Source organism: Microbacterium arborescens, from assembly GCF_049707515.1.
Taxonomy (GTDB): Bacteria; Actinomycetota; Actinomycetes; order Actinomycetales; family Microbacteriaceae; genus Microbacterium; species Microbacterium arborescens_B.
Map to the genome: position 1 here is coordinate 51,015 of NZ_JBNAFI010000009.1, position 24,139 is coordinate 75,153.

Genomic DNA, 24,139 nt, shown 5'->3' on the forward strand with positions numbered 1-24,139 from the left:
TCAGCCCCTCACCTCCGCTGAGCCCCTAGCTCTCTGCCGTTCAGTGCTGCGCGCAGCACGACATTCGGGTGTCCTTTGGGCGCTGACCGTGGTGACGAGACGTTCTCTTGTTCGTACTCTCGCTTCGGAGCTATCTCGATGCCTTTTGCTCTCTATCTTCTTGCCCTGGTGGTCTTCGCCATGGGTACTTCCGAATTCATGCTCGCCGGCCTCGTGCCGGACATCTCCGCATACTTCGCCGTTTCCGTGGGGACAGCTGGTCTCCTGACATCGGCGTTCGCGGCAGGGATGGTGATCGGCGCACCTGCGATGGCCGCGCTCACTCGTCGCCTCCCCGTGAAAGCGACACTCTTGGGTTGTGTGATCGTGTTCGCGCTGTCCCATGTCGTCGGGGCACTCACACCGGACTTCACTGTTCTGTTCATCACGCGTGTGATCGCGGCGGTCGTCAACGCAGGCTTCTTGGCGGTCGCGCTGGGTGCGGCGACGAAACTCGTGGCACCCGACGCCAAAGGTCGGGCCGTGGCGATTCTGCTGGCGGGCACCACCGTCGCAACCGTCGCCGGCGTGCCCGCGGGTACTCTGCTTGGTACGGCACTCGGCTGGCAGTCGACGTTCTGGGCGATCGCTCTTCTCTGCGTCCCCGCTGCGATCGGCATCGCCGCGGGCTTCACCGCTCAAGCTGACGACTCGCCAAGGGAGGAGTCGTTCTCGACCTCGCTGCGGGTGGAGCTAGCCCAGCTTGCCTCCCCGCGCCTCCTTCTGACGATGCTGCTGGCTGCCCTGGTGAACGCCGGAACCTTCGCGACGCTGACCTTCCTTGCGCCGATTGTTACGGATACCGCCGGCATGAGCCAGTGGTGGGTGTCGGTAGCGCTTGTGCTCTTCGGCGTCGGCTCCTTCATCGGAGTCACCGTTGCGGGACGCCTGTCGGATGCCCGACCCGGAATCGTCATCGTGGGCGGTGGAAGCGTTCTTGTGCTCGGGTGGGTCGCGTTGGCGCTCTTCGCGACGAACCCCGTTGCCCTGCTCGGGCTCGTATTCGCTCAGGGGGTGTTGGGGTTCGCTGTCGGGAGCACGCTGATCACGCGAGTGCTCTATGCGGCGGCGAGTGCGCCCACCATGGCGGGTTCGTATGCGACCGCGGCACTCAACGTCGGTGCAGCAGCAGGTCCAGTCCTCGCCGCTGCCGCACTCGGTGTAATGCCCGGCGCGCTCGGGCCGGTGTGGGTGGCCGTCATCGTAACCGCAGCCGCATTGCTGCTCGCCATTCCCGTTCTTCGACTGGTCGCACCCGCCGAGAGCGAAGTGGTCAAGTGACGCATGCGAACTCGCCATTGACGGTCGAGGGTCGTCGCCGACTTATCGAACGCTGTCGGACTCGACCCCTCGCGCATGTCGCCGCCGAGATGGGCATCTCCCGAGCCACCGCATCCAAATGGGTCGGACGATACCGCCGATTCGGTGAGGTCGGCTTGCATGATCGTGCGTCTACCCCAATCCGTCAGCCAACGGCAACGCGGAACGAAGTCGTGGTGATGATCGAAGCCATGCGACGCCATCACAAGTGGTCAGCCTCACGTATCGCGTTCGAGCTGGATCAGCGTGGCATTTCCGTCAGCCGCCGCACGGTCACGCGCCTACTCGCACACCTCGGGCTGAATCGCCGGAAGATCATCGACCCGACCGGTGCAACGAACCGAGAACCGCAGAAGATCGTCGCTGAGCGCCCCGGACACATGATGCACATCGACGTGAAGAAGACAGGACGCATCCCGGACGGCGGCGGCTGGCGCGTGCACGGCAAGGGCAGCATCGAAGCAAAGAAGGTCGCGCGGACGAAGAAGAGAGGCGCCAAGACTGGATACGTGTTTCTCCACTCTGCGATCGACGGATACTCCCGACTCGCCTACACGGAAGCACTGTCCGATGAGAAAGCAGTGACCGCAGTTGCGTTCCTCGATCGCGCGAGAGCATGGTTCGCCGCGCACGGCATCACCCACATTGAGCGCATCGTGACCGACAACGGCGCCTGCTACCGGGCCAGCGCATTCGCTGCTGCCATGGGCGAGAGCCGACACCAGCGCATCACGCCCTACACGCCGCGACACAACGGAAAGATCGAACGCTACAACCGCATCCTCGCCGAGGAGTTCCTCTACGCACGCACCTGGCACTCAGAACACGAACGCGCCGCAGCACTCGATGTCTGGAACCAGCACTACAACTACCACCGACCCCACGGCGCACACGACGGACAACCACCCGCACTGGCGACGCCGACGCACGTCAACAACGTGCTGGCCTCATACAGCTAGCAGATCGTCGTCCGCCGAGTGTGGTGGGCTTGTACCTCTCCTCTGTTGCGGAGATCTCCGGGCAGGCGCGTCCCGCTGACGAGAGCCACAAACTCCAGGCGGAGTCTCTTCGGTGGTTGCTCTGATCACGTCGTTCGATACACTCGGAATGTGCATTTGTACTTCCTGTGACGGCTGAGTAAGGCCTACCGCGCTCGTTGAGTCATCCGAGCCTGCGGCGGCCGCTCGTTCTCGACCCTGCACGGGTCGCCGTCACCTTGCGCACCCTCGCACGCTTCATAGCCGTGCGGTGCGTCGTTTCCGAAGGATACGAATGCTCTCCCTCAACACCCCTCTACCAGCGCGCCATCGCGCGCAGCTCATCGCCTCCGACGTCTCCGTAACGCGCGGAGCCACCCCCGTCCTCAGCCACGTCGACCTCACGGTCACGGCCACCTCGCGAGTAGCGATCGTGGGCGAGAACGGCCGGGGGAAGTCGACGCTCCTGCACGTCCTCAGCGGCGCTCTCACCCCGGACAGCGGAGTAGTGCAGCGACTCGGGACGGTCGGCATAGCCGAACAAGAGATGCCGACCGGCGGCAACCGCACAGTGGGCCAGGCGGTCGCGGAAGCGATCGCGCAGCCGCTCGCCGCCGTTGCGGCCCTCGATTCGGCCGCGGTGTCACTCGCCGCAGGCGTCCCCGGCGCCGAAGAACGATACGCCGCCGCATTGGAACACGCCGAAGTCCTCGATGCGTGGGATGCCGAACGGCGGGTGCAGATCGCGTTGGAAGCACTCGACGCCGAAACGGAGCCATCCCGGCGCCTGGACGACCTCTCCGTCGGGCAGCGCTATCGAGTCCGTCTGGCGTGCCTGCTCGGCGCCGACGACGATTTCCTGCTCCTCGACGAACCCACAAATCACCTCGATCGAAGCGGCCTCGAGTTTCTGACCACGCAACTGCGGTCGCGAAACGGCGGCGTGGTCGTCGTCACCCATGATCGCGCGCTGCTCTCCGACGTCGCGGAGACGATCGTGGACCTCGACCCGACCCCGGATGACCGGGTGCGCGTGTACGGCAACGGTTATGCCGGCTACCGCGAGGGCCGGCGCGCCGAGCGCGAACGGTGGGAGCACGAATTCGAGCGACAGCAGACCGAGCTCGCGCGGCTGCAGGACAGTCTCAGCTCGGCGCAGAACCGACTCGTCTCGGGGTGGCGACCAGAGAAGGGAACCAACAAGCACGGACGGGCCACGCGCGCGGGCGGGCTCGTGCAGAGCGTGCATCGCCGGCAGGAGCAACTCGAAGCGCACGCGGTGACTGTTCCCGAGCCGCCGCAAGTGTTTCGCTTCCCGGAGCTTGCGACCCGAACCGGAGCGGTGCTGTTGAGCGTGGAGGACGTGACCGTGACCGGCAGGCTTACGCGCCCGGCGGCGTTCTCTCTGTCACACCGCGGGCGTCTCGTAGTGACCGGACCCAACGGGGCCGGCAAGTCCACACTGCTGAGCGTCGCAGCGGGAGACCTCCGCCCGGACACCGGCACCGTTCGTCGCCCGCAGAACGTGCGGCTCGCTTTTCTGCGCCAAGAGTCGGAGCTGCCGCTGGATCGTCGCGCGAGCGAGTTCTACGCAGCCCACGTCGACGCGCTCGTTCCATCGCGTGAGGCAGTCGGTCTCTCGCAGCTCGGGCTCCTGCGCGCCCGCGAATCGAGCAAGCGGATAGGTGAGCTGTCGATGGGCCAGCAACGGCGCCTCGAGCTGGCCCTGGTGCTCGCCACCAAGCCGCACGTGCTCTTGCTCGACGAACCGACCAACCACCTATCGATCGCGCTCGTCGACGAACTGACCGACGCGCTCAACGCCACCCAAGCGGCTGTTGTCGTATCCACCCACGACCGGCAGCTTCTCCGCGACGTCGAAGGCTGGCCGGCACTGCAACTGGAAGCTACGACCGAAAGCGAGGCGCTCGTATGACCCGCGAGACTCCCGACCGGCTGCGGGCGCTGCGCCCTCTCGCTACCCGCGACTACCGGCTGCTGTTCGCGGCCGTCGGTATCGAAGTCTTCGGCACCGGCATGTGGACCATCGTCATGGTGTTTCAGGTGCTCGCACTCGACGACAGCCCCCTTGCCCTGTCAGCCGTCGCTACCGGGCTCAGCCTCGGCCTCTTCGCTTTCTCGGTCCTCGGCGGGGTGGTAGCCGATCGCTTCTCGAAGCGGCGGATCATCATCACCGTGCAGGGACTCACCGCGGCGGTCATGGCCGCCGTCGCGGTGCTGTCCCTCACGGGCGCGATCGAGTTGTGGCATGTCGGGCTCGCCTCGTTCGCCATGGGCGCGGGTAGTGCGTTCTTCTACCCGGCCTACAGCGCCTACCTCCCCCAAGTACTACCGCCCGAACAACTGCTCGCCGCAAACGGGCTCGAAGGGGCTCTCCGGCCCTCGATGGGGCAGGGCCTCGGACCCGCCCTCGGAGGGATCATCGTCGGGGCGTTCTTCCCCGCCATCGGAGCGGTCATCGTCGCCGCGTCCTACGCAGTCGCGTTCGTCATCACACTGTTCCTCAGCCGCCGGGAGGAAACCACCGAACCGGAACAGTCGCAGCAACGCACGAGCGTGTGGGGCGACCTCAAAGCCGGGGTCCGCTACGTCGCCCGCACCCGCTGGCTGCTATGGACCCTGATCTTCGGATCATCCCTCGCGCTCATCATCCAGGGCCCAATCGAGGTACTTCTCCCCTTCCTCACCCGCGACCGATTCGACGACGCCGAAGCAACGTTCGGACTACTACTCGCCGCCTACGGAATCGGAGGCGCCATCGGATCGCTCATCGTGTCGTCACTCAAACTGCCCCGGCGATACCTGACACTGATGATCGGCCTCTGGGGCGGCGGTACCCTCCCGCTCGTGCTCATCGGCCTCGCCAACAACCTAATAGTGATGCTCGCCACACTGTTCGCGGTCGGAGCTGCCACAGGAGCCGGCGTGGTGATCTGGGGCACACTGCTTCAACGCCTCGTGCCACCCGAAATGATCGGCCGTGTCGCCAGTCTCGACTTCTTCGTCTCCATCGCGTTCATGCCCGTCTCGATCGCCATCGCCGGGCCCCTATCGCTGATCGTGCCGATACCAGCCATCTTCATCGTGGCCGGCGTCGCGCCGACGCTGCTCGCCATCGTCGCGCTTCTAGCCGGACGCATGCGGGACGTCGAGACGAGACACCCCCTGGACACTTGACCCAGCGCCGCACTGCGTCCCTGATTGTTAGCGTCCTGGAAGGAATTGACGGCTCTTCGGAATCAAGGGTGTAGGTGAGGTCTGAAGCCGCCGGCTTCGAGCAGGCTGCGTGCGATGTAGTTGGTGAGGTTGCGGAAGCCGAGTGCGGAGCCGCGGAGGTGCTCGAGCCGACCGTTGATCGCTTCGGTGGGGCCGTTGCTGGTGCCGGGCCGGTCGAAGAACGCGAGCACGTCGACGGCGCGTTGCTTCAACGTCCGACCGAGCCGGCGGATCTCGACGAGCGCGGCCGGGACGCCGCTGCTGACGGCGTCGATCACGGCTCGCATCATCTGCTTGCCCTTGTTCTTGTCTGGTTCGCGGTAGGCGGCGACGATGCGCTGGTAAATACCCCAGGTCGCTTCGACCTCGACATGCTCTTCGATGGCGAACACCGCCTCGAGGCGGCCGGCCTGTTTCTCGGTGAGCAGGCTCGCGCCGGTGTGCAGGGTGCGGCGGGCCTGATAGAGGGGGTCACCGGCGCGGCCGCGGTGGCCGAGCGTGTCCTGCTGCACCCGCTGTCGGCAGCGGTCCAGCGCGTCGGCGGCGAGCCGGACGACATGGAACGGATCCATCACCGGGACCGCGTCGGGCAACTCTTCCGCGGCGGCGGTTCGGAACCCTGCGAACCCATCCATCGCGACGACCTCGATCCCGTCCCGCCACGACTGCGGGCGCTCTGCGAGCCACTGCTTGAAGACCGCCTTGGAGCGACCCTCGACCATGTCCAGCAGCCGCGCGGCGCCCGTCTTGTTGCGGGCCGGGGTGAGGTCGATGATCACGGTGACGTACCTGTCGCCCAGCCGGGTGTGTCGCCAGACGTGCTCGTCGACGCCGATCGTGGTGACCCCCTCGAACCGGTCGGGAGCGTCGATCAGACGTCGCCGGCCCTCGGCGATGATCGCGGTGTTCGCAGTATGCCAAGACACCCCGAGACCGGCCGCTGCGCGTGTCACGGTGAGATGGTCCACGACGATCGCGGACAACGCCCAGCCCAGCCCGCCGCGGGAGATCTTCGCGCGCGGCGCCGCAGCCTTCAAGGTGTCCTGCCGCCACGTTCTCCCGCAGTGCGCGCATCGGTAGCGGCGCACTCGCACCAGCAGGGTCGTGGGCCGATGCCCGAACGGCTCATGCGCGAGACGGCGGACCACGGTGTCCCTCGGCACCCCCTCAGCTCCGCACCTGCGACACCACGGATCGTCCTCGACGACGCGACACTCGATCACCGCCCGCTCCGTGTCGAGGTGCTGCCCGACGGCCTCGAGGCCGAGCTCGTCGAGGCGGCAGAACGTGGTGAGGCAGGGCGCGGCGAAGGTAGCGTTGAACACGTCGAGGTCTTCCGGATGGTGAGCGTAGGAACTTCCATCCTCGGGGGACCTCGACCCCTATCCAGCCACCGCCCCGCAAACCCCGACTACACCCTCAACTGCGAAGAGCCGAATTGACTCGGCTTGGAGTTCTCGGGCCGCGGCTGCCTGAACCCACTCCGATGTGCCCTCAGCGGGGGAGGAAATCTGCTCTCGCGGCGACGAACTCGGAATTGTCGCGTTGCGAGAACTGCGACCATCGGCTCGCTGTCTGCGGCGTGATTCCCATCTGAACGGCCACGATAGCGGCGGGGAGGTCGCTAGCGAGGGCGAGCATGGCGTAGTTCCGGGCGATCCGCGGGCTGACCCCGGCCCGCGCTATCCACCGTCCGAGGGTCGTGGGATGGATCGGCTCGTGGTGTCGTCGGGGAGATGGGAATAGATACGATCCCTCACCGGCTCGCCGAGTCGCCCCCGGATTCTGCTCAGCTTCTTTCACGAGCTGCGCGAAGAGTTGAGCGACCGAGTTCGGGATCTCGATGGGTTCTGTCGATAGCGCGAGATACGTTCGTCCTCCGGCTGTACTGGTGTCGACAGTGGTGAGCCGGTGGATGCGGTCGGTTCGAGCTCCGTAAAGGAGCACGAGCAGCGCGGCAACCCTGGTCGCGAGGCTCACCGTGTCGTCCGACCCGGCGATAAACGTGCGGACCAGAGCGTGATGCTCGTCCTCCCCGCTGACCTCGCTCGGCCTGGCCTGCTGTCCGCGCTCGACGCGGAGTCCCGGATACTGGCCGGTGGACCTGAGCCACGAGATGAACGGTGCGATGTCGCCGGTGCGGGCTGCGTTGCCGCCGACCCACCGGTCTAGGACCTCCTGTGTCAGCGCGGAGAAGCCCGCCCCTTCTTGCTCGACGTGCTGCAGGAGTCGCGCGGCCGCGCGGATCCGTTCACGCGCGGAATCTGCGACACCGACCGTGGTACGGCGGCGTCCTGCCCGCCGCCGCACAGTCCGCAGCACCTTCCATTGTGCATAGGGAGTGATCTCGGCGGCATGGTGTGAAGGAAGCTGGATCAGGTACTCGTCGACCCATGTTTCGAGCCGCTCAGTCTGCTCATCTCGTACCGGGAGAACGCCGACGTCGACCAGGAGCGCACGGAGATGATGTCGCGCCTGCCCAGGCGGACACGCGTCAACGCGCGCATGCGTGATCGACTCTTCCGACCCGATCGCTCGGAGCAGAGCTCTCGGGGTGGGCTTGAGCAGCCATCTCATGGTCGAGTCCACGCGACCTCGATAAACGAGCGCGTCCGGGAGCCCGGCCAAACGCCCGGGGATCACCCCCGTCGCGGACGCGAGGAGGTCGCCGGCGGCTCGAACGACGGAGCAGCGGATGCAGGTGTTCTCGAAGTGCTGCTCACCCGGGGCGCCACACGTGGCACAGACGTAGTCGCGCGTCGACCCTGCACACGGCCCGCAAACGCGCTCCCCTCGGTCATCGCGACCGATGAGCGCTTTCACCTGCCCACAAGACCCGCAGCCGTCGGGGTGGCGGAGCTCGCGTCGATAGCACACGCCGCATATAGACCCGAGGGGCCAGGTCGTATGAACCGCGCGCTTCTCACCGCAGATGGCGCACTCGGCGATGGGGGTGCGGTAGCAGCTGTGGCACAGATCTGCTACGCCATTCTGGTGGCGGGTTGCGACGCGTCGCTCCCGTCCGCATTGTCCGCACGCTCTGACCGGTGCGGAGTAGCAGCGCTGGCAGAGATCCTGACCGTCCACGATGGCGGTGACGTGATCGACACGGCCGCATCCCGCACACGCCCGCTTAGGGCGCGCGCAGTGCCCGCAGAGTGGTGCGCCGTCCTCGGCTCGAGCGCTGGGCGCACGGATGCGACCACAGCGCGAGCACTCCATACGTCGGCTGACGTTGTAGCACGGTCGGCAGAGCCCTCCACCGTCGGGGAGTCGTTTCACCCGCGGGGCGCGGCTTCCGCACTCGGAGCAAGGATGCTCCGGCACCACGGTCATTTCGAATGCCCGGGCCGATTGATCGTCGTTCGGCGGGCGGATACTCGGCTCTTCCGCGGGATGACTTCCCCGGAAGCCTTCCTGGCGGACGCCTCGACGATGCGGGGTTCGATGAGGTCGTTGGGTGTGCACTCAAGGATGTCGCACAGCGCGATCAGCGTAACCATGCTCAGGCGCTGCGGCTGACCCGTCACCAGCCGGTAGGTCTGCTCCCGGGAGAGCGCGACACCACGCTCAGCGAGCAGCGGCTGCAGGTCCGTCGTGGCGAACATTCCACGCTCCGCCATCTTCGCTCGCAGATGCCAGACGTAGTCCATCTCTTTCACCGTGCTGCCTCCTCGAAGTCGGCGCCGTAGCGGGTGTGAATAGCTTGGGTGAGCAGCCGGTTCCGGTACTCGTTAGAGACGCCGACGTAGATCGCGGTCGTCGAGGAAAACGAGTGCCCCACCTGCTCCTGAATGAACCGCTCCGGGTAGTCGAACTCCACCAGGTGCGTCACGTACGAGTGCCGCAACGAATGCAGATCCAACGAAGAGTCGATCCCCGCGGCATCACGAGCTGTACAGAACGCTTCGTTCGCCGCACGCCTGCTCAGCCTCGTGCCCCGTTCGGTCACCCACAGAGCAGGCGACGAACTCGACGATGACGACAACGCCGGCCGAACCTCATCGAGGTAGTGCGCCAGCGTCTCCGCGATCCAGCCCATCTCCGGAACGGTGAGCACCGTGCGCCGCTTCGACGGGCCCCCGCGGCTCGCTTTGCCATGGCGCACCGACAGTGCACCGAATCGGTCTAGGTGCGGCAGCTTCGCGTTGCGGCGGAGATCCACGAGATCAAGCATGACCGCCTCACGTCTTCGCAACCCGAACGCATAGACGCACTTGAGAAGCGCGGCGTCCCGCACGGCCTGAACCGCACCCTTTCGCCGTCGCGACAGGATCCGTGCGGCGAGCCCGTCGGCCGCATCGAACAGCGCCTGGACTTCGTCGAATGTCAACGGTCGCCGCGCGGCATCGCCCTCGTACTCGCTGACATGCACAATCGAGTTGTCCTCATGGAACACCTGTCTGGGTGCAGCGCCAAAACGCGCTTCACACTCGGACAGCCAGGGATATCGAGGATCAGTGATGTACTCGCAGAACATCTTGATGTCGATCTCGTATCCACGCAGCGTCGATAGCCGCAACGGCTTCACGCCCGAGCGCAGCTCACTGATCCACGCCTCCGCCTCCGCCGGCGTCCATTGCCACGGGTACATACCCGTGAAGTCCACGAACCGGCGCACGAGCCGCTCTCTCGCCGCAATCGTCGGAGCCTTCAAGAAGCGAGCAATCTGCTGGGCTCGCCACCCATTCAACATCCCGTCGAGCACGGCTCCCTCAGGGTCAAGATGAATGACATTCCGCGCGGAGACGAGCCGCTGCGCAGACGATGGATCAACTTCAAGCACATCCTCATGATGCATCCAATACAACATTGATGCAAATGAAGTACTCTGGGTGATCAAGAGTGGCGCAGAGACCCCCGGCCCCCTCGACATCCTTCTTGAGCTCAGGCTCTACCGCGCGGGCGATCGCGCTTCGCGCGTTGCATCGGATGGCAATATCGCCCGTTTGTCGATCTCCTCGATGAGGTCGGGGCGGAACCCGGACCATGCCGAAGTGTCGGGGACTTTCACCACGGGGAGGCGGGTGAACCCGAGGGCTCGCAGCTCCTCGGCCGCGCCCTCGCGCAGCTCGTCGACGTCAACGATCCGGTAGTCGACGCCGTGATCGTCGAGGGACCGATATGTGGCGTTGCACTGCACGCACCCCTCACGGCTGAACACCGTGACCCGCCCTGTGGTTGTTGCGCCCATGATCTTCTCTCCTCCCCCTCACGTTTTTTTGCCGTGAAGGCGACTTGTCGCCGCTAGGGAGGACGGCCTGAGCGCAAGCAGCGGAGGAGAGAATTTCGGCGCGAAATAAGGGAGCGCAGCGACCGCGTGCCGAAAATCTCGGGGGAGTCGCTTGCGCTCAGGCTGGCCGACCGTACGCTGCCGAAGGCTTCACGGCAGAAAAAGGTGCGCCCGGAGGGCGCTGGGCTGCGGCCGCATCGCGGCCGTCGTCTACGGGCAGAGCCCGCCCGGCGCCTCGTGCGCCGGCTCAGCTCTCTGGGCCCTCGTTCTCAGGCCGAATCAATCGTGCGGGCGCGACGGAGCTACGGGTCCACGTCTGACCCGCGACCGTGTAGGTGATTTCCGCCACGAATCGGGCTATTGGCTCGCGTCCGGAAGCCTCGCGATCAGAAACGCGGACGCGAGCTACACGCACTGTGAGGCGATGAGTGTCGTTCGCGTCGATGCCTATGGGCTCCGCGAGCGCAGCGCGCGAGAGCAGCGGGCCCCCCAACTTGAACGATTTGAACATGATGCGTTCCCGCGATTCGTTCGTGATACGGAGAACCACACTGTCCACGTTCATGTCGTTGTTGCGTCCAGAAGCTCCATTGGGGAAAACCGCTACCGTCACGCGGTTGGCTTGCTCGACCGCTGCCGCCTGGGATCGCCTTTCCGCTTCCTCTACCTCGCGGCGCTCGTCTACAGCAGCTTGAACGCGAGCGGCCTCCTGATCGGCTCGTTCCACCTCCCTGCGGGTCTGGTCGGCGCGGAAGGTCTGCACGGCCCACAGCAACGTAAGCACGGTCGCGATCGCCCCGAACCAGGTGCCGGTCGCACCGACCCAGTTCGCGTCAAACCTCCACACCCACAGCAGCGCCACAGCGGCACCCGCTGCAAAGCCCGCCACCGCCCAGATGATGTGGACGATGACGGGCTTTGCGGGACGCATACGAGGAACCTACCGATTTCTCATTGCGGCTCGGTCTGGGGCTCGCGCTCCTGTTGGTCCGCTGTCGGCTCGGCCTGGTCCGTCGCCGGCGTTGCGTGGGCGCCGGCCGGGATCGTGGGGGAGGGGAGCGCCCGGAATGGCGCGATCGCGCCGCCCTGGACAATCCAGAACTGCCCCACGGCCGCGCGACGCACGTCGTCGGGTGGGATGACGTAGGTGTGTTGAGCTCGCGCCGATCGCAGCTCCTCACCGGTCGCAGCGCCAGACGATTCGAGCCGCATCGCCGTGCCGGCGAAGGTCACAATGTCCTCCGGGTCCTTAGAGCGACCCACGATCAGGGCGGCGCCGCTCGCGAGCGCGCGACGTCGCCGTGTGTCGTCCTGCGAGACGCCGGCGACGGACTGAGCGGCAAGCCACAGCCCGAGCCCCGCCGACCGGGCAGTTTCGAACATCGATGCGGCAATGTCGCCGGGGTCGCTGTCGTCAGTGACGAGCTGGGCAAACTCGTCGACGAACACCACAGCGGGTGTCTTGTCTCTGCGGGCCAGCCTTGCGCTCATGTAACGGCGGAGGTCGACGATCATCAGGTCGCCCACGGTGGCCTGGGCTCGGTCGGAGGGAGCAAGCGGAACGATGGTGAGATCCGCGGTGCGGTTCTCAAAGCTCCACCCCGACGCCGCCAGGTGCGGCTCCAACGGCCCGAGGGCCAGAAGCAGCCGGTCCCGCACCCGGAACACCCGGGGCGTGCCCTGCTTGTCGACGGGCGCGGTGAGCATCGCGAACTGAGCGCCATCGCGGACGTCCTCGGGCGTGATGTTGCTGAGCCGAGTGAACAGGTCGCGCATGCCCGTGAGCGGGCGGAGGCTCTGGATCGCGTTGAGTACCGATTCCACCTCGTCGTTGTAGAACTGCCCGTCTCCGGAGGACCGGGGGAGGGTGCGCATCAGCTTCGTGGTGATTTCGGCCGCGGAGCCGGTGAACAGGTTCCACGGTTCACCGACGAGCACGGAGTGACCGCGGGCCGCCGCGACGGCGGCGAGCTTCTCGGCGTCGTCGGGGTCGCCCTTCGCATCGATGAAGAACACCGGCCACCCCAGCTCGAGCACGGCGAGGATCGCGTCGTGCAGCAGCACGGACTTTCCCGAGCCGCTTTCGGCGAACATGAGCACGCGCTGGGCGCCGGCGCTTTCCGGGAGCACGACGTAGCGGCCGGCATCGTCGGTCCAATCGGGCACCCGCCGGGTGTCCTGCATCCGGTCACCGAAGGTGCGGATGGTGGGGCGCTCGACCATACCGATGCCCTGTAAGGTCACCTTCTCCCGCGCACCGTTTCGTGCGCGCACCGCGGGCACGGGGTGCGGAGCGACGATGGGGGAGCCGCCGCGCAGCGGCGTCAGCGAACCGGTGCGCGAGTCCAGCCGCAGCCCGAGCTTGCGAGCTGTGACGATATCGGCTGCCCGCTTGCGGGCGCTCTCGATGTGCTCCTGCGTGAGCACATCGGGGATCTTCCGGTTCCGCACCAGCTCCGCGAGCTGACGGCGCCGCCAGGCCCACGCGACCGGCAGCAGCAGCACGCCCAGCAGCAGGTTGACCAGCAGGAACGGCCACCACCACTCAAGAAGTGCGAGGGGCCAGCCGTCCTGCTGCACGAACGTCCGGGCGTCGCCACTGGTGACCCAGCCCGTCAACGCCACGATCTCGGCCGTGAGCACTGCCGCGGCGATGACGATCGCCGCGGTGTTCACCCACGGGTGCCACTTGTGGGTAATCCAGAACCAGTGTCGCTTAGCTATCCGGTTACCCGTCAGGCTGACCGCGAGTAGCGGCACGGCCAACGGGAGGAAGATCACGGTGAGGGCCAGGGCGAGCACGATCTTGACCACCCCGAAGAGTGCTTCGGTCGTGGCGTCCGTGGACGGCTGTTGCTGGGTGTTGTTCTGGCTCATCAGTCCCGACCTCCCCATACCGGAAGCGTCGGCGCCGGCAGAGTCGGCGGCGCCTCCATCGTCTGTTCTTCGACGACCTGACCGTCATTGGTGGAAGACGCCCAGAGGGCGTCGAGGCTTCCCTCGATGTGGCCCCGCTCGTCGAGCGCGGCCACGGTCACCAGGCGATCGCGGACCGCCGGGTGAACCCACTTGTCGGCCTCACGCGAGACAGCCCGCATCGCTGCCGCCGTACCGACGTAAACCACCCGCTCGACCCCTTCGGTGAGCCACCGAGCGTGACCGAGAAGGATGCTCTGGTATCGCGCCAGCGTCTTCGCTGTCAGCTCCACCTCGACCCGCTCGACGCGCTCCACGCGGCGGGCGATTCCGTCCGCCGCGTGCTCCCTCGTCGACGCTGGTTGACGGTCCCGGCTCCACGCGTAGCCGGCAGCCATGAACCGCGCCGAGATCGCGGACACCGCGACCTCATGGCGGGTCGTCGCACGGAACAGGTTGGGTGCCGCTCGACCCGACATTGCGTGAGACAGCCAGACAACGGAACCATCCCGAAACATCGGCCGAGCCTTCTCGATCACGCCGGCCTCGACGCCGCGCGCGATCCACTGCTGAGCCCGCCGCGCAGTCACCGGCTCGCTCCGCCCATCCGCCGCTGCCAGAGCCCACCGCAGCGCTTCCGCATCTGCCAGCCGCACCTCTCGCAGCCACTCGAACAGCCGCTCATCCCGAGCCGTTATCTGCACCGCACACCCACCTTCACCACCACACAATCCCTTCCATCTTTGGACCGCCCTTGTCCTGCCGTCCCCACCAGAACTTGCCAACCACCGTCCCGAACAGAGTATCTGCTGAGGGCCGGTGGTTGGCAAGCGCGAAGCGTGGTGGGGACGGCAGGACAAGGGCAAACGAACCAAATTGGTTCGTTTGCCTATTCGCTCCAAGTGAATACTCAGACGAACAGACGTGGGGTGCTCGGCCGCTTCGGGAACTGCTGACGCATTGCCGCGATCACCGCGTCGATCTCGGCCGCCTCAGCGGCGATCTGCCGGCGGCGCGCCTGCTCGGCGGCAGCTCGTTCCTGAGCGGCCGCGATCCGCTGCTGACGCTCACGAGCAACCTGCTCGAACGGTGCCAGCTCATCCGCGGAGATAGCTCGATCCGCAAGCCAAGCAAAGTACCCCAGCGGGTTCCGCTGGGCCACGGCCGGTGCCACTTGGATCCCTGCCCAGCGGCTGTGCCGCTCGATCTGATCCACGATCTGCTGCGCGGTCCAGCCTCGCTCGACCAGCTGCAATCGGTCGACGAGACGGCACAGCCGGCCGATGTGCTGCTGCTCTGCGAGCCACGGCATCCGCTGCACGAGACGAGCCGCGAGCTGCTGAACTGCCAAGCTCCGAGGCGGAGCCTCGATCTTCCTCTTCGTCATTGCGGGGCGCCGCGGAGCGGTGCCCTTCCGAGCGCGCATCGCGCGCGTTGGTGATGATTCAGGAAGGTGACTTACCTGCTCTCCTGACGGAGAGACAGGTAGGTGGACATTCTCCACAGATTCGGGTTTCGCCGGCGTCGACGTCGAGCGCGCAGGCGGGGGAGTGGAGGGCATTACCAGCGCCCGCGTCGAGGCCGCGCGCACCTGGTCGCCGCCGTGAGTGCGCCGAGCCTGCTCGCGCTCCTCGTTCGTCAGATAGCGGCCTCCCACCACGGTCACCGCGAGCCCCATCGCCTCCAGCAGCAGCCGCGCCCGCTGCACCGTCTTGGCGCTCATACCCAGCCGCTCCGCGACCGTCTCGTGAGCCGTCGTGACGTCCCGGCCCGTCGACCGATCGGCCGACATGCGATCGTCGTACGCCACCCGCAGCAACGTGCCCGGAGCAACCCGAGCGGCACGCCGCAGCGCCTCACCCTCGGGCGTGGCCAGAGCGTCCATCACGGCGTCAAACCACGCGTTACCCGATACCCAAGCCCGCAGCGGCGCGTACGCCCCAGAGGGCGCCGGCAGAGCCCACGACCGCGTGGACTCGTGCGACACGCCCGTCTCGATAGCTCTCGCGCTATGGCTTGTTGGGTCGCTGTGCGCTAAGGTGTGCACATACCTTCCTCCCGTCAGGTAGGTACGCCAAAGGCCCGCCACTCGTGGCAGGTGTTGGGACTATCGATCCGCTAGGTCGCCAAACTCATCGGATCGGACTTGACTCTTTCGCCCCTCGCATCTGCGGGGGGCGAAGTCTTTTATGCGACGTCGCTGATAGGCAGCTCCCCGTCGTGTGGTTCGGGCTGGGGGAGCCAGTTCGGCACGCCACGGTCGCTCAGATCTTCCTCAAGATGAGCGACGACCGCCTCGAAGAATCCCGCGGAGGACATACCCGCCTGCGCGGCGATCTGATCGAAGCGGCGCTTGCGCTCTTCCTCCACGATCAGTGACAACCGGGCCGACGCTACGCGCGTGCCTCGGGGGATCTGCCGTCTGGTCATACCGGCGACGATAGCGGTGTCAACACCACGTGTCAGCCAACACGCCGAACGAAGTGCTGTTAACACCACTACTGACACGTACGTGTCAACTGCTCGAGCTGCCGGCGCCGGGGGCACCGGGGAAGCACGTCGGCTCAGAACGCCTCAAGGGTGCTGCGCAGATTCCTGCGGAATCCCGGCGATGCCGGCCCTTGACCCGCTCTGAGCCGACGTGCGGGCGGCAAGTATCAGCCGATGGCGAGGCATCGGCTGAACGGCCGAGGACCGCAGAGAGGATTACGAGCGATGAGCATTCACGTCACGGTGTACGGGGCCGAGGGCTGCACGAAGTGCACGAACACCTGCACAGCGTTGCGCCTGGCCGGTATCGACTTCGATCTCGTCGACGCCGACGCCGCGGGCCTGGTCGACGAGCTGCGAGCCGCTGGCGTACGTGAGCTGCCGCTGGTCGTCACAGACGACGGCGACAAATGGACCGGCCTGCGCGTCGACAAGATTGTCGAGCTACGCCGCGGCCGAATGGAGCACTACTAGACGTTCTGCGGTGCCGGTCCGTGAGCTGTCAGCGGCCGCGTAGCTCGTCTTCGTCCGGCTCCCAATCAGCGTACGGATCCTCCACGTTCTCCCATTCCTCCTCGAGCACCACCTGTAGGCCTGATCCCTCAAACTCATCGGGGGTCAGGCGGAGGGCGCACACGGGGCACTCAAAGGTTGCTGCGGTGAACGTGAGCGATCTCGACCATCCATAGTCGACGTACGACCCGCCAGGAGTCTCCTCGTAGCCTCCGTGCTCTGGTTCGCCTTCTTCGATCAAGTAAGTGATGGCGCCCTGCCGAGTGCACGCTGGGCACTGCGTAGGCACGTTCCGATATCGCTCCAGGGTCACGAAAACGATGTCGCGGCTTTCCAAGAGGGCCTGAGTTCGTTCCTGTTCGTCCGGCTTCATGCCAGCAAGCAGCATGCGGAGGTTCTCGCGCGCAAGGTCGATCTTCGCCTGCGAGCGCCTCGCCGCCGCGCTTGAGTTACCGGTCTTTAAGAGCTGCACACTCGTCGCCAACTCCACCGGCCAGAAGCTCGCTTCATCCCGGTTTCCGACTGGATGCATCGCTTCTACAAGCGTGACCAGCGCACGAGCGGCCGCTTCCAGCTCAGCAGCATCGACGAGTGCCATGTGAGCCGCCGCGTTCCTCACGTTCATCACGAGGGCCGTGAGACCCGATCCGTTTCCGCCCCTGTCCATATGGGGCGCGAGCCGCTTGTTCAGCTTGTGAAGAAGCTTCCAGACATCGCTGAGGTCGATACTCCGAAGCAAAGACGGGTTGAGCGGGTCACCGAGATTCGCCCGCGACAGCATGATCTGCGAGTCAGGGCTTTTCTCCTTCGCCAACAACAGCGGGTCCTGGAAGGCAACCGCCGCGCGCGCCAAGTACTCCGCGGCAGAACCAATCGCGATTGCAGCCTGCAACTGCTCTCCCTCGTCGGCACTGGCGTGGTGCTGAATGGCAACTCTTGCTGCTTGCTGCGCAGCCGAGTAGAGACGAAGAGGCAGCCGGACATGGTGGGGGTTGATGCCGACCGCGGGGAGGCTGCGTGGCTGAGGCTTCGAGGTCATGGAGACATCATGACGTCTACCGATCGCCCGCTACCCCAGGAACCCGATAGTCCACTCTCGCGCGTCGGATACCTTTCAATTCAGAGAGGCGCCACCCTCCAGCCAAATGCGGTCGGCATCTGGCGGTGCGGGGTCTAGCCCCAGATCGATGAGATGAGCGCGTCGCTGTAACGCTGCGCTGCGACGCGGACGAACTCCGGAGTGACGACTGTCAGCCACATGACGACGACGAGCACGGCGAACGTGCAGGCGACAGCGAAGAACCCCCAATGCACATCCCACCCGCCGGTATGGCTAAGCCAGCCTAGGAGCGCGCTGGCCGAGGCGACCACGCCTGCCACCGCCAGACCGGCCGTCTTGGCGCCGTAGAAATTTCGCGCCGTACCGTACTGCTTGAGCTCCGACCATACGCGTGGATGCTTTGCATGGTCGCGGGTGAGCTCCTGGAGCGCCTTCACCGCTTCAGCGTACTTTTGGTCAGCCGCGCCCGGGTGAGTCTCCTCGAAGCGGAGTGAAGGTAGTTTCACGCCCGTACGCTGCTGAATTCGTCGGTGCAACCGACGAACGGATGCCTCGTCGCGACGTGACCATCGCAGCGACTGCGTGGTGAGGCTCCCGCCCCAGGACTCCCACAACTTGCGCTGGACGCGGTTGCCACGGTCACGAATCAGGCGCATCACGAGGAGGTGGAAGCCGGCTGCGCCGGCAACACCCACAACCGACCGCGTGAGCGCCATGGCGTCATCGGCACGAAAAACAAGGAGGACTAGGACACTGAGAGGTGAGATCACGGCAGCGGCGGGCAGCAGCTGCGTGACCCGCTCGTACGAGTGGTCGGACACAGACTAGTTATCAGGCTCGAGCCAGGGCAAAGGAGTGAGGGGAACCCAGTTCGTGCGAGACGCCGCGCCGCGATGCCATCGGATGGTTTGGCCATGAGTGGGACTTACGGTGTAACCGCGGCGCTTGAACGCGTTCGCGACCTCCGAGCGGGGGTGCTCAGTAGCCTCCGCGCCCACGCTCACGAACGCGCTTCGCTGCCCGGTGTCACCCACAACCGGTCCGGCTAGCCGGTTCATCACTGAGGAGGTGAGATTGTGGCGAGAGCCGTGGTGGGGCACGTCGAAAAAGTCCGGAACGCCCCCGGCACTCCGACCCGATACCTCGAGGTAGTCGGCGGCACGCTCGAGCGCGGGAGCACCAGCATCACCCGTGAAAAGAGCCCGATACCCGTCTACCTGTACGTCGACGATGATGCTCGTATTGTTGCGCGCCGAAGTGCCGCCGTGGTCCACGAGTTCCCCCTCGCCCGGGTCAGTCCCACGAGGCGTGAGGGCGTTGCGGACTGTCTGCACCGCGGCGTGGAACATCGACGTTGCTTTAGCTGTGAGAGAGGCACTGGCCACCTGAGAGTTCAGCAGCGAGACGTAGTAGTCCACCGTGGGACCGGCAATGCGGAGAGCGCCGTGAAAAAACTCGTGGCCGGCGTAGGCGTCGGTGACGACCACGGTGCCCTCCGCTTGAGCTAGCGCGATGAGGTCGTCAACTTTACTTGCCTTTACCTCGTCAGAGTTGTAACCGTAGTTGCGCGGACGATGGATCAGCAATTGGTCGACACGCGCTTGCTCAAGAACCCCAAAGAGGCCGTTGATGTGATCATCGTCCGGGTGAGTGCAGATCATGAGGTCGATCCGAGACGTTCCGTAGTAGGTCTGGATGTGATCCACGATCTTCTCGGCCGTTTCGGTGAACCCGCCGTCGATGAGAACAACCCGCTCTGTGGCGATCTCTGGTTCGGTGAAATGAACCAAAATGGCGTCCCCGGTGTCGGTCTTCTCCCCGACAGGTATGAACTCGACTTCAATCACTGCTACCCCCGCTATCTGTGATGACGGCAACAGGATAGACCTTCAGTACGACACCCAAGGCGGGCGGGCGCGAGCGCGCGTCGTCAGATGGCTTGCGGGCGCCGGATACGCTCAGGTCGCGGCGACCAAGACCCCCGATAATCGGCCTTATGTCGCCGAGCACCCCACCAAGCTGATTAGTTGGAGTGCATGCCGGCGAGGTGTGCCGCTGATTTCGTTTCGATGAAGTCGCATAGTGCTGCGGACATCTCGAGTTCGGCTGCCATGGTGCGGACCTGCGCGCTGCTCATGACGGCTTCTTGTTCGCGGGGTTCGAAGTGTATGCGCCATCTGCGGTCGCCGACGGCGACCGGCTCGATGTAGACGCTGGTGGTGCCGCCACCGAGGGGGAAGACGATGAGTCCCGTGTCTCCTCCGAGGGTGCCGTCTTGGGGGATGACCCTGGCGAGACCGCCAAGCGCGTGGTCAGCGGTGAACTCAGTGAGCCAGGTTTCGAGGAGAGCGCGGCTACGGTGCGGCATCGAAACGGCGGTCCTTTTCTTACAGACGAACAACTAAGCGTGAGAGTACCAATTCCAGTTCTCAGGTTGCCGCTCAGGTCGTGCGCCGAAGCCATGCGCAAGATCGGAGATCCGCATCGGGGCGGTCGCCGCCTACTTGACAGCTGTGCCTGCGGCAAGGCCCACAGCGTCGGCGGGTCTGGGCCCTACCGTCGTTGGTGAGCTGCAGCAGCTCGGGTGGTTCCGCCGATGACTTGGGCGGCGGAACCACCTTCCATGCCCGGTGAGCAGGCTCTGGGTCGTGGGTCGCTTCCAATACCACGCGTCAGCGCGCGTCATCTTCACCGATGATGTGCTTGCTCACCTGCAGGCCGTGGTGGGGGTGAAGCTGCGGCGCGGAGAGGCATTCATGCTGACGTGGCGAAACGACGCTTCCCTGGGCGATGGGAAGACCAGCATCTGGGTGAACGCAGCCAGCACGCTCGTCTTCAAATTCAGAGCCAAGCAGCGACCGCCGGTAAACAGAGAGAGCGTAGAGCGCATGGTCCTTGAAGCGAGCCAGCCGGGCGGCCTTTACATTTCCAGGGACTTCATCAGATTCCGGGGAGGCGGAGACCGGGCTGTGAGTGGGTTCCTGTCGCTGCTTCCTCGCCCTGTCAAGGCGCCTGATGCTTCGGAATCGGGTTCGCACGATGCCGCGATGAGCGAGCCGCACTCGATCATCCGCACGGTCATCACGATCAACGATGACCGATTCGAGCTCGCACAGGGGGAGACGGTGCACCGGTTGCTGGGTCGTGTCCGTCCCGCCGTGCTCTCCGGCGGAGACTTCGTCGAACTGGCCCTGTTGGGTGACCGTCTGATTCACGTCTTGATCACGGCCGCGTCGCGTGTGGTCGTCAGCGCAGAGCCTGTGCGACTCGACTCGGACTCTTCGCTTGCTTTCGACATCAGGTATGACGTCGACCCTGATCTCGGCCTTGGCTACATCTAAGCCGGCGCCAGGCGGACGCGCCGAGTGGTGAGGACGAGGCTCAGCGGTCGACGTCAGTCGGCCGCTGTTGCTGTCGCCTCCGCTGCCGGTTCGTAGTGCCCCAGCGATCGCTCCTGCAGAAAGGCGCACAGCTCGGCAGCGATCTGGAGTTCGTGGGTCAGCGCGTTGAGCTCGAAGCTGGTCAGCTCGATGTTGCGGCCGCGAAGGGCACAGATACTTCCCCCGGATGCGTGACCCTGTCTTCGCCGCGCTCACCGCACAGATCACCGCCGTCGAGGATGCCCTTACCCCGGATCGGGTGCGGGAGATCGTCGCCGGGGAGTTCCAGCAGCTGCCCGTCGCCCGGCGAACACTGGATCTGCTGGTCGCTTCCCCCGGCCTGCTCACCGCGGCGGATCCCACATCACCGCCGGCGTTGGCGAGGCTGCTGCTCCGGCTCGTGGAAGCGGGCGCCAGGACGATCCAGGCGCCCGGGTGCGTGCTCTGCGGCCAGCAGCGACCGCTGCCCCGGCAGCTGCCCAGCGGACGAGCCTGTAACGCCTGCAGCCGCCGTCTCACGCGACGTCAGGGCAGTTGCCGGCGTTGCGGCCACACCCGGGTCCTGAAAGCAGGACCAGATGGGATCGAGTACTGCCTTCGTTGCTGGAAGGACATGAAACCTGACTCGACGGATCGGATCATCATCGAGATCCGCCGACACCGCCGCATCGCCGCATCCGTCATCGAGCAGGCGGTCCACCGGTTGCCGTCCGCGCGGGACCGCCGCGTCCGACTGATGCTCGAACTCCACGCCCACGCGCACGAGTGGTTCGCGGAGCCTGGTGTCGGGTCGGTGCTGTTCGGTGCTTTCTATGACCTCCTCATCGCTGACGGCGCGCGGCTTCCTCCGCGGCGTTGCGGGGGTTGCGGAACTACTCGCACACTCACCGAACGTGTCGACGGGAAAATCAGCTGCCGCCGCTGCTATCGGCACGCGCACCGGGCACTTTGTGATGACTGCGGCGACCTGACCCATCTGGAACGCCTGCTCTCTGACGGGCGGCGGCTATGCCAACGCTGCACCAATACCCTCGAGGATGAGAGCGCCCCCTGCGTCCGCTGCGGCACCCACCGTCTGATCGCGTACCGAAGCCCCACCGGGCCGCTCTGCTCGACGTGTCGATCGTCGTCTCAACAGGACACCTGCACGGTGTGTGCCACGATCACCGCGTGCCTGTTCCACCGCACCGACAAAGCGATCTGCACACCCTGCAGCGACGCGGCCAGCGTCGACGTCTGCACGATCTGCGCCCGTGAGCGGAAGTGTCGATGGGCGGGCACAGCCCGAGCAGTCTGCGAGCAATGCGCCAACCCGCGCGAACCCTGCGCGAGCTGCGGAGAAGTCCGACTCCGCCACAAACGCGCCCCAGACCTGTCGGGCTTCCTCTGCTGGGCATGCACACCCCGAATCATCGAGACCTGCACCGGCTGCGGCGACGACCGGCTCGTGAACGGTCGCGTCGACGGGCACCCTTACTGTCCGCTCTGCTACCCCCAACAGCCCGAGTCTTTCCGCCGCTGCACCCGATGCGGGACCGTCACGCGGCTCGTCGGTAAACACTGTGCCCGCTGCCGCGCGGACAAGATGATCCGCGAGATGATCCCCGACGGTCTCGCGGCGAACGACCCCCGCATCGCGCAGCTCCGGGAACGATGGTTTCTGGGAGCACCGTCGAAGATCATCTACGCGTTCGAGCGCGGCACGCTCGCCTGCACCCTGGTCACGAGACTCCTCTCCGATCCGACCCTGCGCACCCACACCTTCCTCGACCAGATCGGCACCGAGAACCAGACCCGCGCCGTTCGCTCCGTGCTGGTCGACCACGGCCTGCTACCACCTCGCGGCGAGCTCCTCGCCCGATTCGAGATCTGGCTCACCGACACACTCCAAACCATCCCCGATCCCAGCGAGCGGCGGGTCATCACCCAGTTCGCGCGATGGCGGCACCTGCGGGTGCTGCGCGGGAACGCGACCCCCTCACTGGCCGGACAGATCTCATGGCGGCGCGTCGAAATCACCGGGATCATCGAGTTCCTCCGCTGGCTCCACCACCATGGCAGCAGCCTGGCGACGCTCACTCAAACCGAGGTCGATGCCTGGCTCGCCGCCGACGCGCGCCCGTTCCTGCATCATTTCCTGAACTGGACGGCGCGCGGCGACCGCTCACGACGGTTGACCGCGCCACCTCCCGCATCTGGGCGCCTGAATCCGCAAAGCTTCAGCGACGACGAACGCTGGCGGCTGATCGCGGACGTCACCGCCGACCACGCGATCGACCCGCATACAAAGTTCGCCGCCGGGCTCCTGCTCATGTTCGGCGTCCGCGCAGCCAAGATCGTGCAACTCCGCATCGAAGACGTCACGATCACCGACGACGCGGTTCTCGTCCGCCTCGGCTCTGCCCCCCTCGTCCTCCCAGCCGAACTTGCGCCCCCCGCCGCGGGTGCCGCCAGCAACCGCTCGGCACGGAGGATGTTTGTGGAGAGCGTCCAGCAGGACTGGATCTATCCCGGCGCCCGCGCCGGACACCATATGGCCCCCAGCACCCTGAACCAGCGACTGCGGAGCATCAACATCCCGCCACGACTCGCACGCACCAGCGCCCTCATCGCCCTCAGCCAACAACTCCCACCCGTTGTCCTCAGTCGACTTACCGGACTTGAAATTTCCTCGGCGATCGCCTGGTCCAACGCAGTGGGCGCCCACACCGGCGCCTACGCCGCCGAAGTCATAGAACGCGTCGGGTTCCCGCTGCCGGACCGCTCAAGATAGACACACGTTGAGTGCATCCCGGCGTCACGAAGAAGCGCGGCGCACTCCTGCGCATCTCGGCCAGCCGCGGGTCCGACGAGGAGCTCGGCACCGATCAGCCGTGACGCGAGATCCGTAGACTCCATGGGCTGACCCCGTTTCGTAGGTCCGGTTGTTATGTGAGTCGTCCTGTCGTCCGCGGTCGCGGGCAGGGAGACTGGT

At 65.8% G+C, this 24,139-nt stretch carries 21 protein-coding genes; 7 read left to right on the forward strand and 14 right to left on the reverse strand.

Annotated features, from left to right (window positions below; all coding sequences use genetic code 11):
* The first annotated feature begins 138 nt into the window (after positions 1–138).
* From ACPYN5_RS15355 to ACPYN5_RS15370, 4 genes are all read left to right on the forward strand, one after another.
* The gene (locus tag ACPYN5_RS15355; RefSeq protein ID WP_424449820.1) at positions 139–1,320 is read left to right on the forward strand and encodes a Cmx/CmrA family chloramphenicol efflux MFS transporter; all 1,182 of its coding nucleotides are present in this window, start codon (positions 139–141) and stop codon (positions 1,318–1,320) included.
* Positions 1,317–2,318, forward strand: coding sequence for an IS481 family transposase (locus ACPYN5_RS15360; protein ID WP_424449821.1), 1,002 nt, complete (start codon positions 1,317–1,319; stop codon positions 2,316–2,318). Before ACPYN5_RS15355 ends, ACPYN5_RS15360 begins: the two co-directional genes overlap by 4 nt.
* Before the next feature lie 313 nt (positions 2,319–2,631).
* Positions 2,632–4,272 carry an ABC-F family ATP-binding cassette domain-containing protein gene (locus ACPYN5_RS15365; protein WP_184219691.1) on the forward strand — a complete coding sequence of 547 codons (1,641 nt, stop codon included), beginning with the start codon at positions 2,632–2,634 and terminating at the stop codon, positions 4,270–4,272.
* Positions 4,269–5,534 (forward strand): MFS transporter, encoded by a 1,266-nt coding sequence (locus ACPYN5_RS15370; protein ID WP_071329986.1) that lies wholly within the window; start codon positions 4,269–4,271, stop codon positions 5,532–5,534. Before ACPYN5_RS15365 ends, ACPYN5_RS15370 begins: the two co-directional genes overlap by 4 nt.
* Before the next feature lie 62 nt (positions 5,535–5,596).
* On the opposite strand, the gene ACPYN5_RS15375 is transcribed toward ACPYN5_RS15370, so the two are convergent.
* From ACPYN5_RS15375 to ACPYN5_RS15420, 10 genes are all read right to left on the reverse strand, one after another.
* Complete coding sequence (locus tag ACPYN5_RS15375) at positions 5,597–6,898, reverse strand: ISL3 family transposase (RefSeq protein WP_424449822.1); 1,302 nt, start codon at positions 6,896–6,898, stop codon at positions 5,597–5,599.
* A gap of 169 nt (positions 6,899–7,067) precedes the next feature.
* Entirely contained in the window at positions 7,068–8,162 is a 1,095-nt protein-coding gene (locus ACPYN5_RS15380) for a hypothetical protein (RefSeq protein ID WP_071329987.1), read from the reverse strand.
* Between the two features lie 743 nt (positions 8,163–8,905).
* Positions 8,906–9,226: a helix-turn-helix domain-containing protein gene (locus tag ACPYN5_RS15385; RefSeq protein WP_071330018.1), complete on the reverse strand. Its 321-nt coding sequence runs from the start codon at positions 9,224–9,226 to the stop codon at positions 8,906–8,908.
* Positions 9,227–9,231: 5 nt separating this feature from the next.
* Positions 9,232–10,374 carry a tyrosine-type recombinase/integrase gene (locus ACPYN5_RS15390; RefSeq protein WP_071330019.1) on the reverse strand — a complete coding sequence of 381 codons (1,143 nt, stop codon included), beginning with the start codon at positions 10,372–10,374 and terminating at the stop codon, positions 9,232–9,234.
* A gap of 93 nt (positions 10,375–10,467) precedes the next feature.
* Positions 10,468–10,767, reverse strand: coding sequence for a glutaredoxin domain-containing protein (locus ACPYN5_RS15395; protein ID WP_424449823.1), 300 nt, complete (start codon positions 10,765–10,767; stop codon positions 10,468–10,470).
* A 286-nt stretch (positions 10,768–11,053) separates the two neighbouring features.
* Positions 11,054–11,737: a hypothetical protein gene (locus ACPYN5_RS15400; RefSeq protein WP_424449824.1), complete on the reverse strand. Its 684-nt coding sequence runs from the start codon at positions 11,735–11,737 to the stop codon at positions 11,054–11,056.
* A 20-nt stretch (positions 11,738–11,757) separates the two neighbouring features.
* Positions 11,758–13,683: a type IV secretory system conjugative DNA transfer family protein gene (locus ACPYN5_RS15405; protein WP_424449825.1), complete on the reverse strand. Its 1,926-nt coding sequence runs from the start codon at positions 13,681–13,683 to the stop codon at positions 11,758–11,760.
* Positions 13,683–14,426: a hypothetical protein gene (locus ACPYN5_RS15410; protein WP_424449826.1), complete on the reverse strand. Its 744-nt coding sequence runs from the start codon at positions 14,424–14,426 to the stop codon at positions 13,683–13,685. Before ACPYN5_RS15410 ends, ACPYN5_RS15405 begins: the two co-directional genes overlap by 1 nt.
* 206 nt (positions 14,427–14,632) lie before the next feature.
* Complete coding sequence (locus tag ACPYN5_RS15415; protein WP_424449827.1) at positions 14,633–15,607, reverse strand: hypothetical protein; 975 nt, start codon at positions 15,605–15,607, stop codon at positions 14,633–14,635.
* A gap of 302 nt (positions 15,608–15,909) precedes the next feature.
* Positions 15,910–16,152 carry a hypothetical protein gene (locus ACPYN5_RS15420; RefSeq protein WP_162815385.1) on the reverse strand — a complete coding sequence of 81 codons (243 nt, stop codon included), beginning with the start codon at positions 16,150–16,152 and terminating at the stop codon, positions 15,910–15,912.
* 285 nt (positions 16,153–16,437) lie between these two features.
* On the opposite strand from ACPYN5_RS15420, the gene ACPYN5_RS15425 reads away from it, so the two are divergent.
* Positions 16,438–16,686: a glutaredoxin domain-containing protein gene (locus tag ACPYN5_RS15425; protein ID WP_114587675.1), complete on the forward strand. Its 249-nt coding sequence runs from the start codon at positions 16,438–16,440 to the stop codon at positions 16,684–16,686.
* Between the two features lie 28 nt (positions 16,687–16,714).
* On the opposite strand, the gene ACPYN5_RS15430 is transcribed toward ACPYN5_RS15425, so the two are convergent.
* The 4 genes from ACPYN5_RS15430 to ACPYN5_RS15445 form a co-directional block, all read right to left on the reverse strand.
* Positions 16,715–17,764, reverse strand: a complete 1,050-nt coding sequence (locus ACPYN5_RS15430; protein ID WP_114587676.1) for a hypothetical protein — start codon at positions 17,762–17,764, stop codon at positions 16,715–16,717.
* Positions 17,765–17,898: 134 nt separating this feature from the next.
* Positions 17,899–18,606: a hypothetical protein gene (locus ACPYN5_RS15435; RefSeq protein ID WP_114587677.1), complete on the reverse strand. Its 708-nt coding sequence runs from the start codon at positions 18,604–18,606 to the stop codon at positions 17,899–17,901.
* A 3-nt stretch (positions 18,607–18,609) separates the two neighbouring features.
* A complete protein-coding gene (locus tag ACPYN5_RS15440) occupies positions 18,610–19,632 on the reverse strand; it encodes a ComEC/Rec2 family competence protein (RefSeq protein WP_162815386.1) in 1,023 nt (340 codons plus the stop codon).
* A gap of 176 nt (positions 19,633–19,808) precedes the next feature.
* Entirely contained in the window at positions 19,809–20,153 is a 345-nt protein-coding gene (locus ACPYN5_RS15445; protein WP_311286340.1) for a hypothetical protein, read from the reverse strand.
* Positions 20,154–20,433: 280 nt separating this feature from the next.
* Between ACPYN5_RS15445 and ACPYN5_RS15450 the strand changes: the two genes are divergently transcribed.
* Entirely contained in the window at positions 20,434–21,126 is a 693-nt protein-coding gene (locus ACPYN5_RS15450) for a DUF7882 family protein (protein WP_311286341.1), read from the forward strand.
* A gap of 226 nt (positions 21,127–21,352) precedes the next feature.
* A complete protein-coding gene (locus ACPYN5_RS15455) occupies positions 21,353–23,938 on the forward strand; it encodes a hypothetical protein (RefSeq protein WP_424449828.1) in 2,586 nt (861 codons plus the stop codon).
* The last annotated feature ends 201 nt before the right edge of the window (positions 23,939–24,139 follow it).

Bases quoted from the DNA above. Each gene is read 5' to 3' on its own strand.
- ACPYN5_RS15355 (WP_424449820.1), top strand. From the start codon at position 139: ATGCCTTTTGCTCTCTATCTTCTTGCCCTGGTGGTCTTCGCCATGGGT.
- ACPYN5_RS15365 (WP_184219691.1), top strand. From the start codon at position 2,632: ATGCTCTCCCTCAACACCCCTCTACCAGCGCGCCATCGCGCGCAGCTC.
- ACPYN5_RS15370 (WP_071329986.1), top strand. From the start codon at position 4,269: ATGACCCGCGAGACTCCCGACCGGCTGCGGGCGCTGCGCCCTCTCGCT.
- ACPYN5_RS15385 (WP_071330018.1), bottom strand. From the start codon at position 9,226: ATGGACTACGTCTGGCATCTGCGAGCGAAGATGGCGGAGCGTGGAATG.
- ACPYN5_RS15390 (WP_071330019.1), bottom strand. From the start codon at position 10,374: ATGCATCATGAGGATGTGCTTGAAGTTGATCCATCGTCTGCGCAGCGG.
- ACPYN5_RS15395 (WP_424449823.1), bottom strand. From the start codon at position 10,767: ATGGGCGCAACAACCACAGGGCGGGTCACGGTGTTCAGCCGTGAGGGG.
- ACPYN5_RS15400 (WP_424449824.1), bottom strand. From the start codon at position 11,737: ATGCGTCCCGCAAAGCCCGTCATCGTCCACATCATCTGGGCGGTGGCG.
- ACPYN5_RS15405 (WP_424449825.1), bottom strand. From the start codon at position 13,683: ATGAGCCAGAACAACACCCAGCAACAGCCGTCCACGGACGCCACGACC.
- ACPYN5_RS15415 (WP_424449827.1), bottom strand. From the start codon at position 15,607: ATGGACGCTCTGGCCACGCCCGAGGGTGAGGCGCTGCGGCGTGCCGCT.
- ACPYN5_RS15420 (WP_162815385.1), bottom strand. From the start codon at position 16,152: ATGACCAGACGGCAGATCCCCCGAGGCACGCGCGTAGCGTCGGCCCGG.
- ACPYN5_RS15425 (WP_114587675.1), top strand. From the start codon at position 16,438: ATGAGCATTCACGTCACGGTGTACGGGGCCGAGGGCTGCACGAAGTGC.
- ACPYN5_RS15430 (WP_114587676.1), bottom strand. From the start codon at position 17,764: ATGACCTCGAAGCCTCAGCCACGCAGCCTCCCCGCGGTCGGCATCAAC.
- ACPYN5_RS15445 (WP_311286340.1), bottom strand. From the start codon at position 20,153: ATGCCGCACCGTAGCCGCGCTCTCCTCGAAACCTGGCTCACTGAGTTC.
- ACPYN5_RS15455 (WP_424449828.1), top strand. From the start codon at position 21,353: ATGCGTGACCCTGTCTTCGCCGCGCTCACCGCACAGATCACCGCCGTC.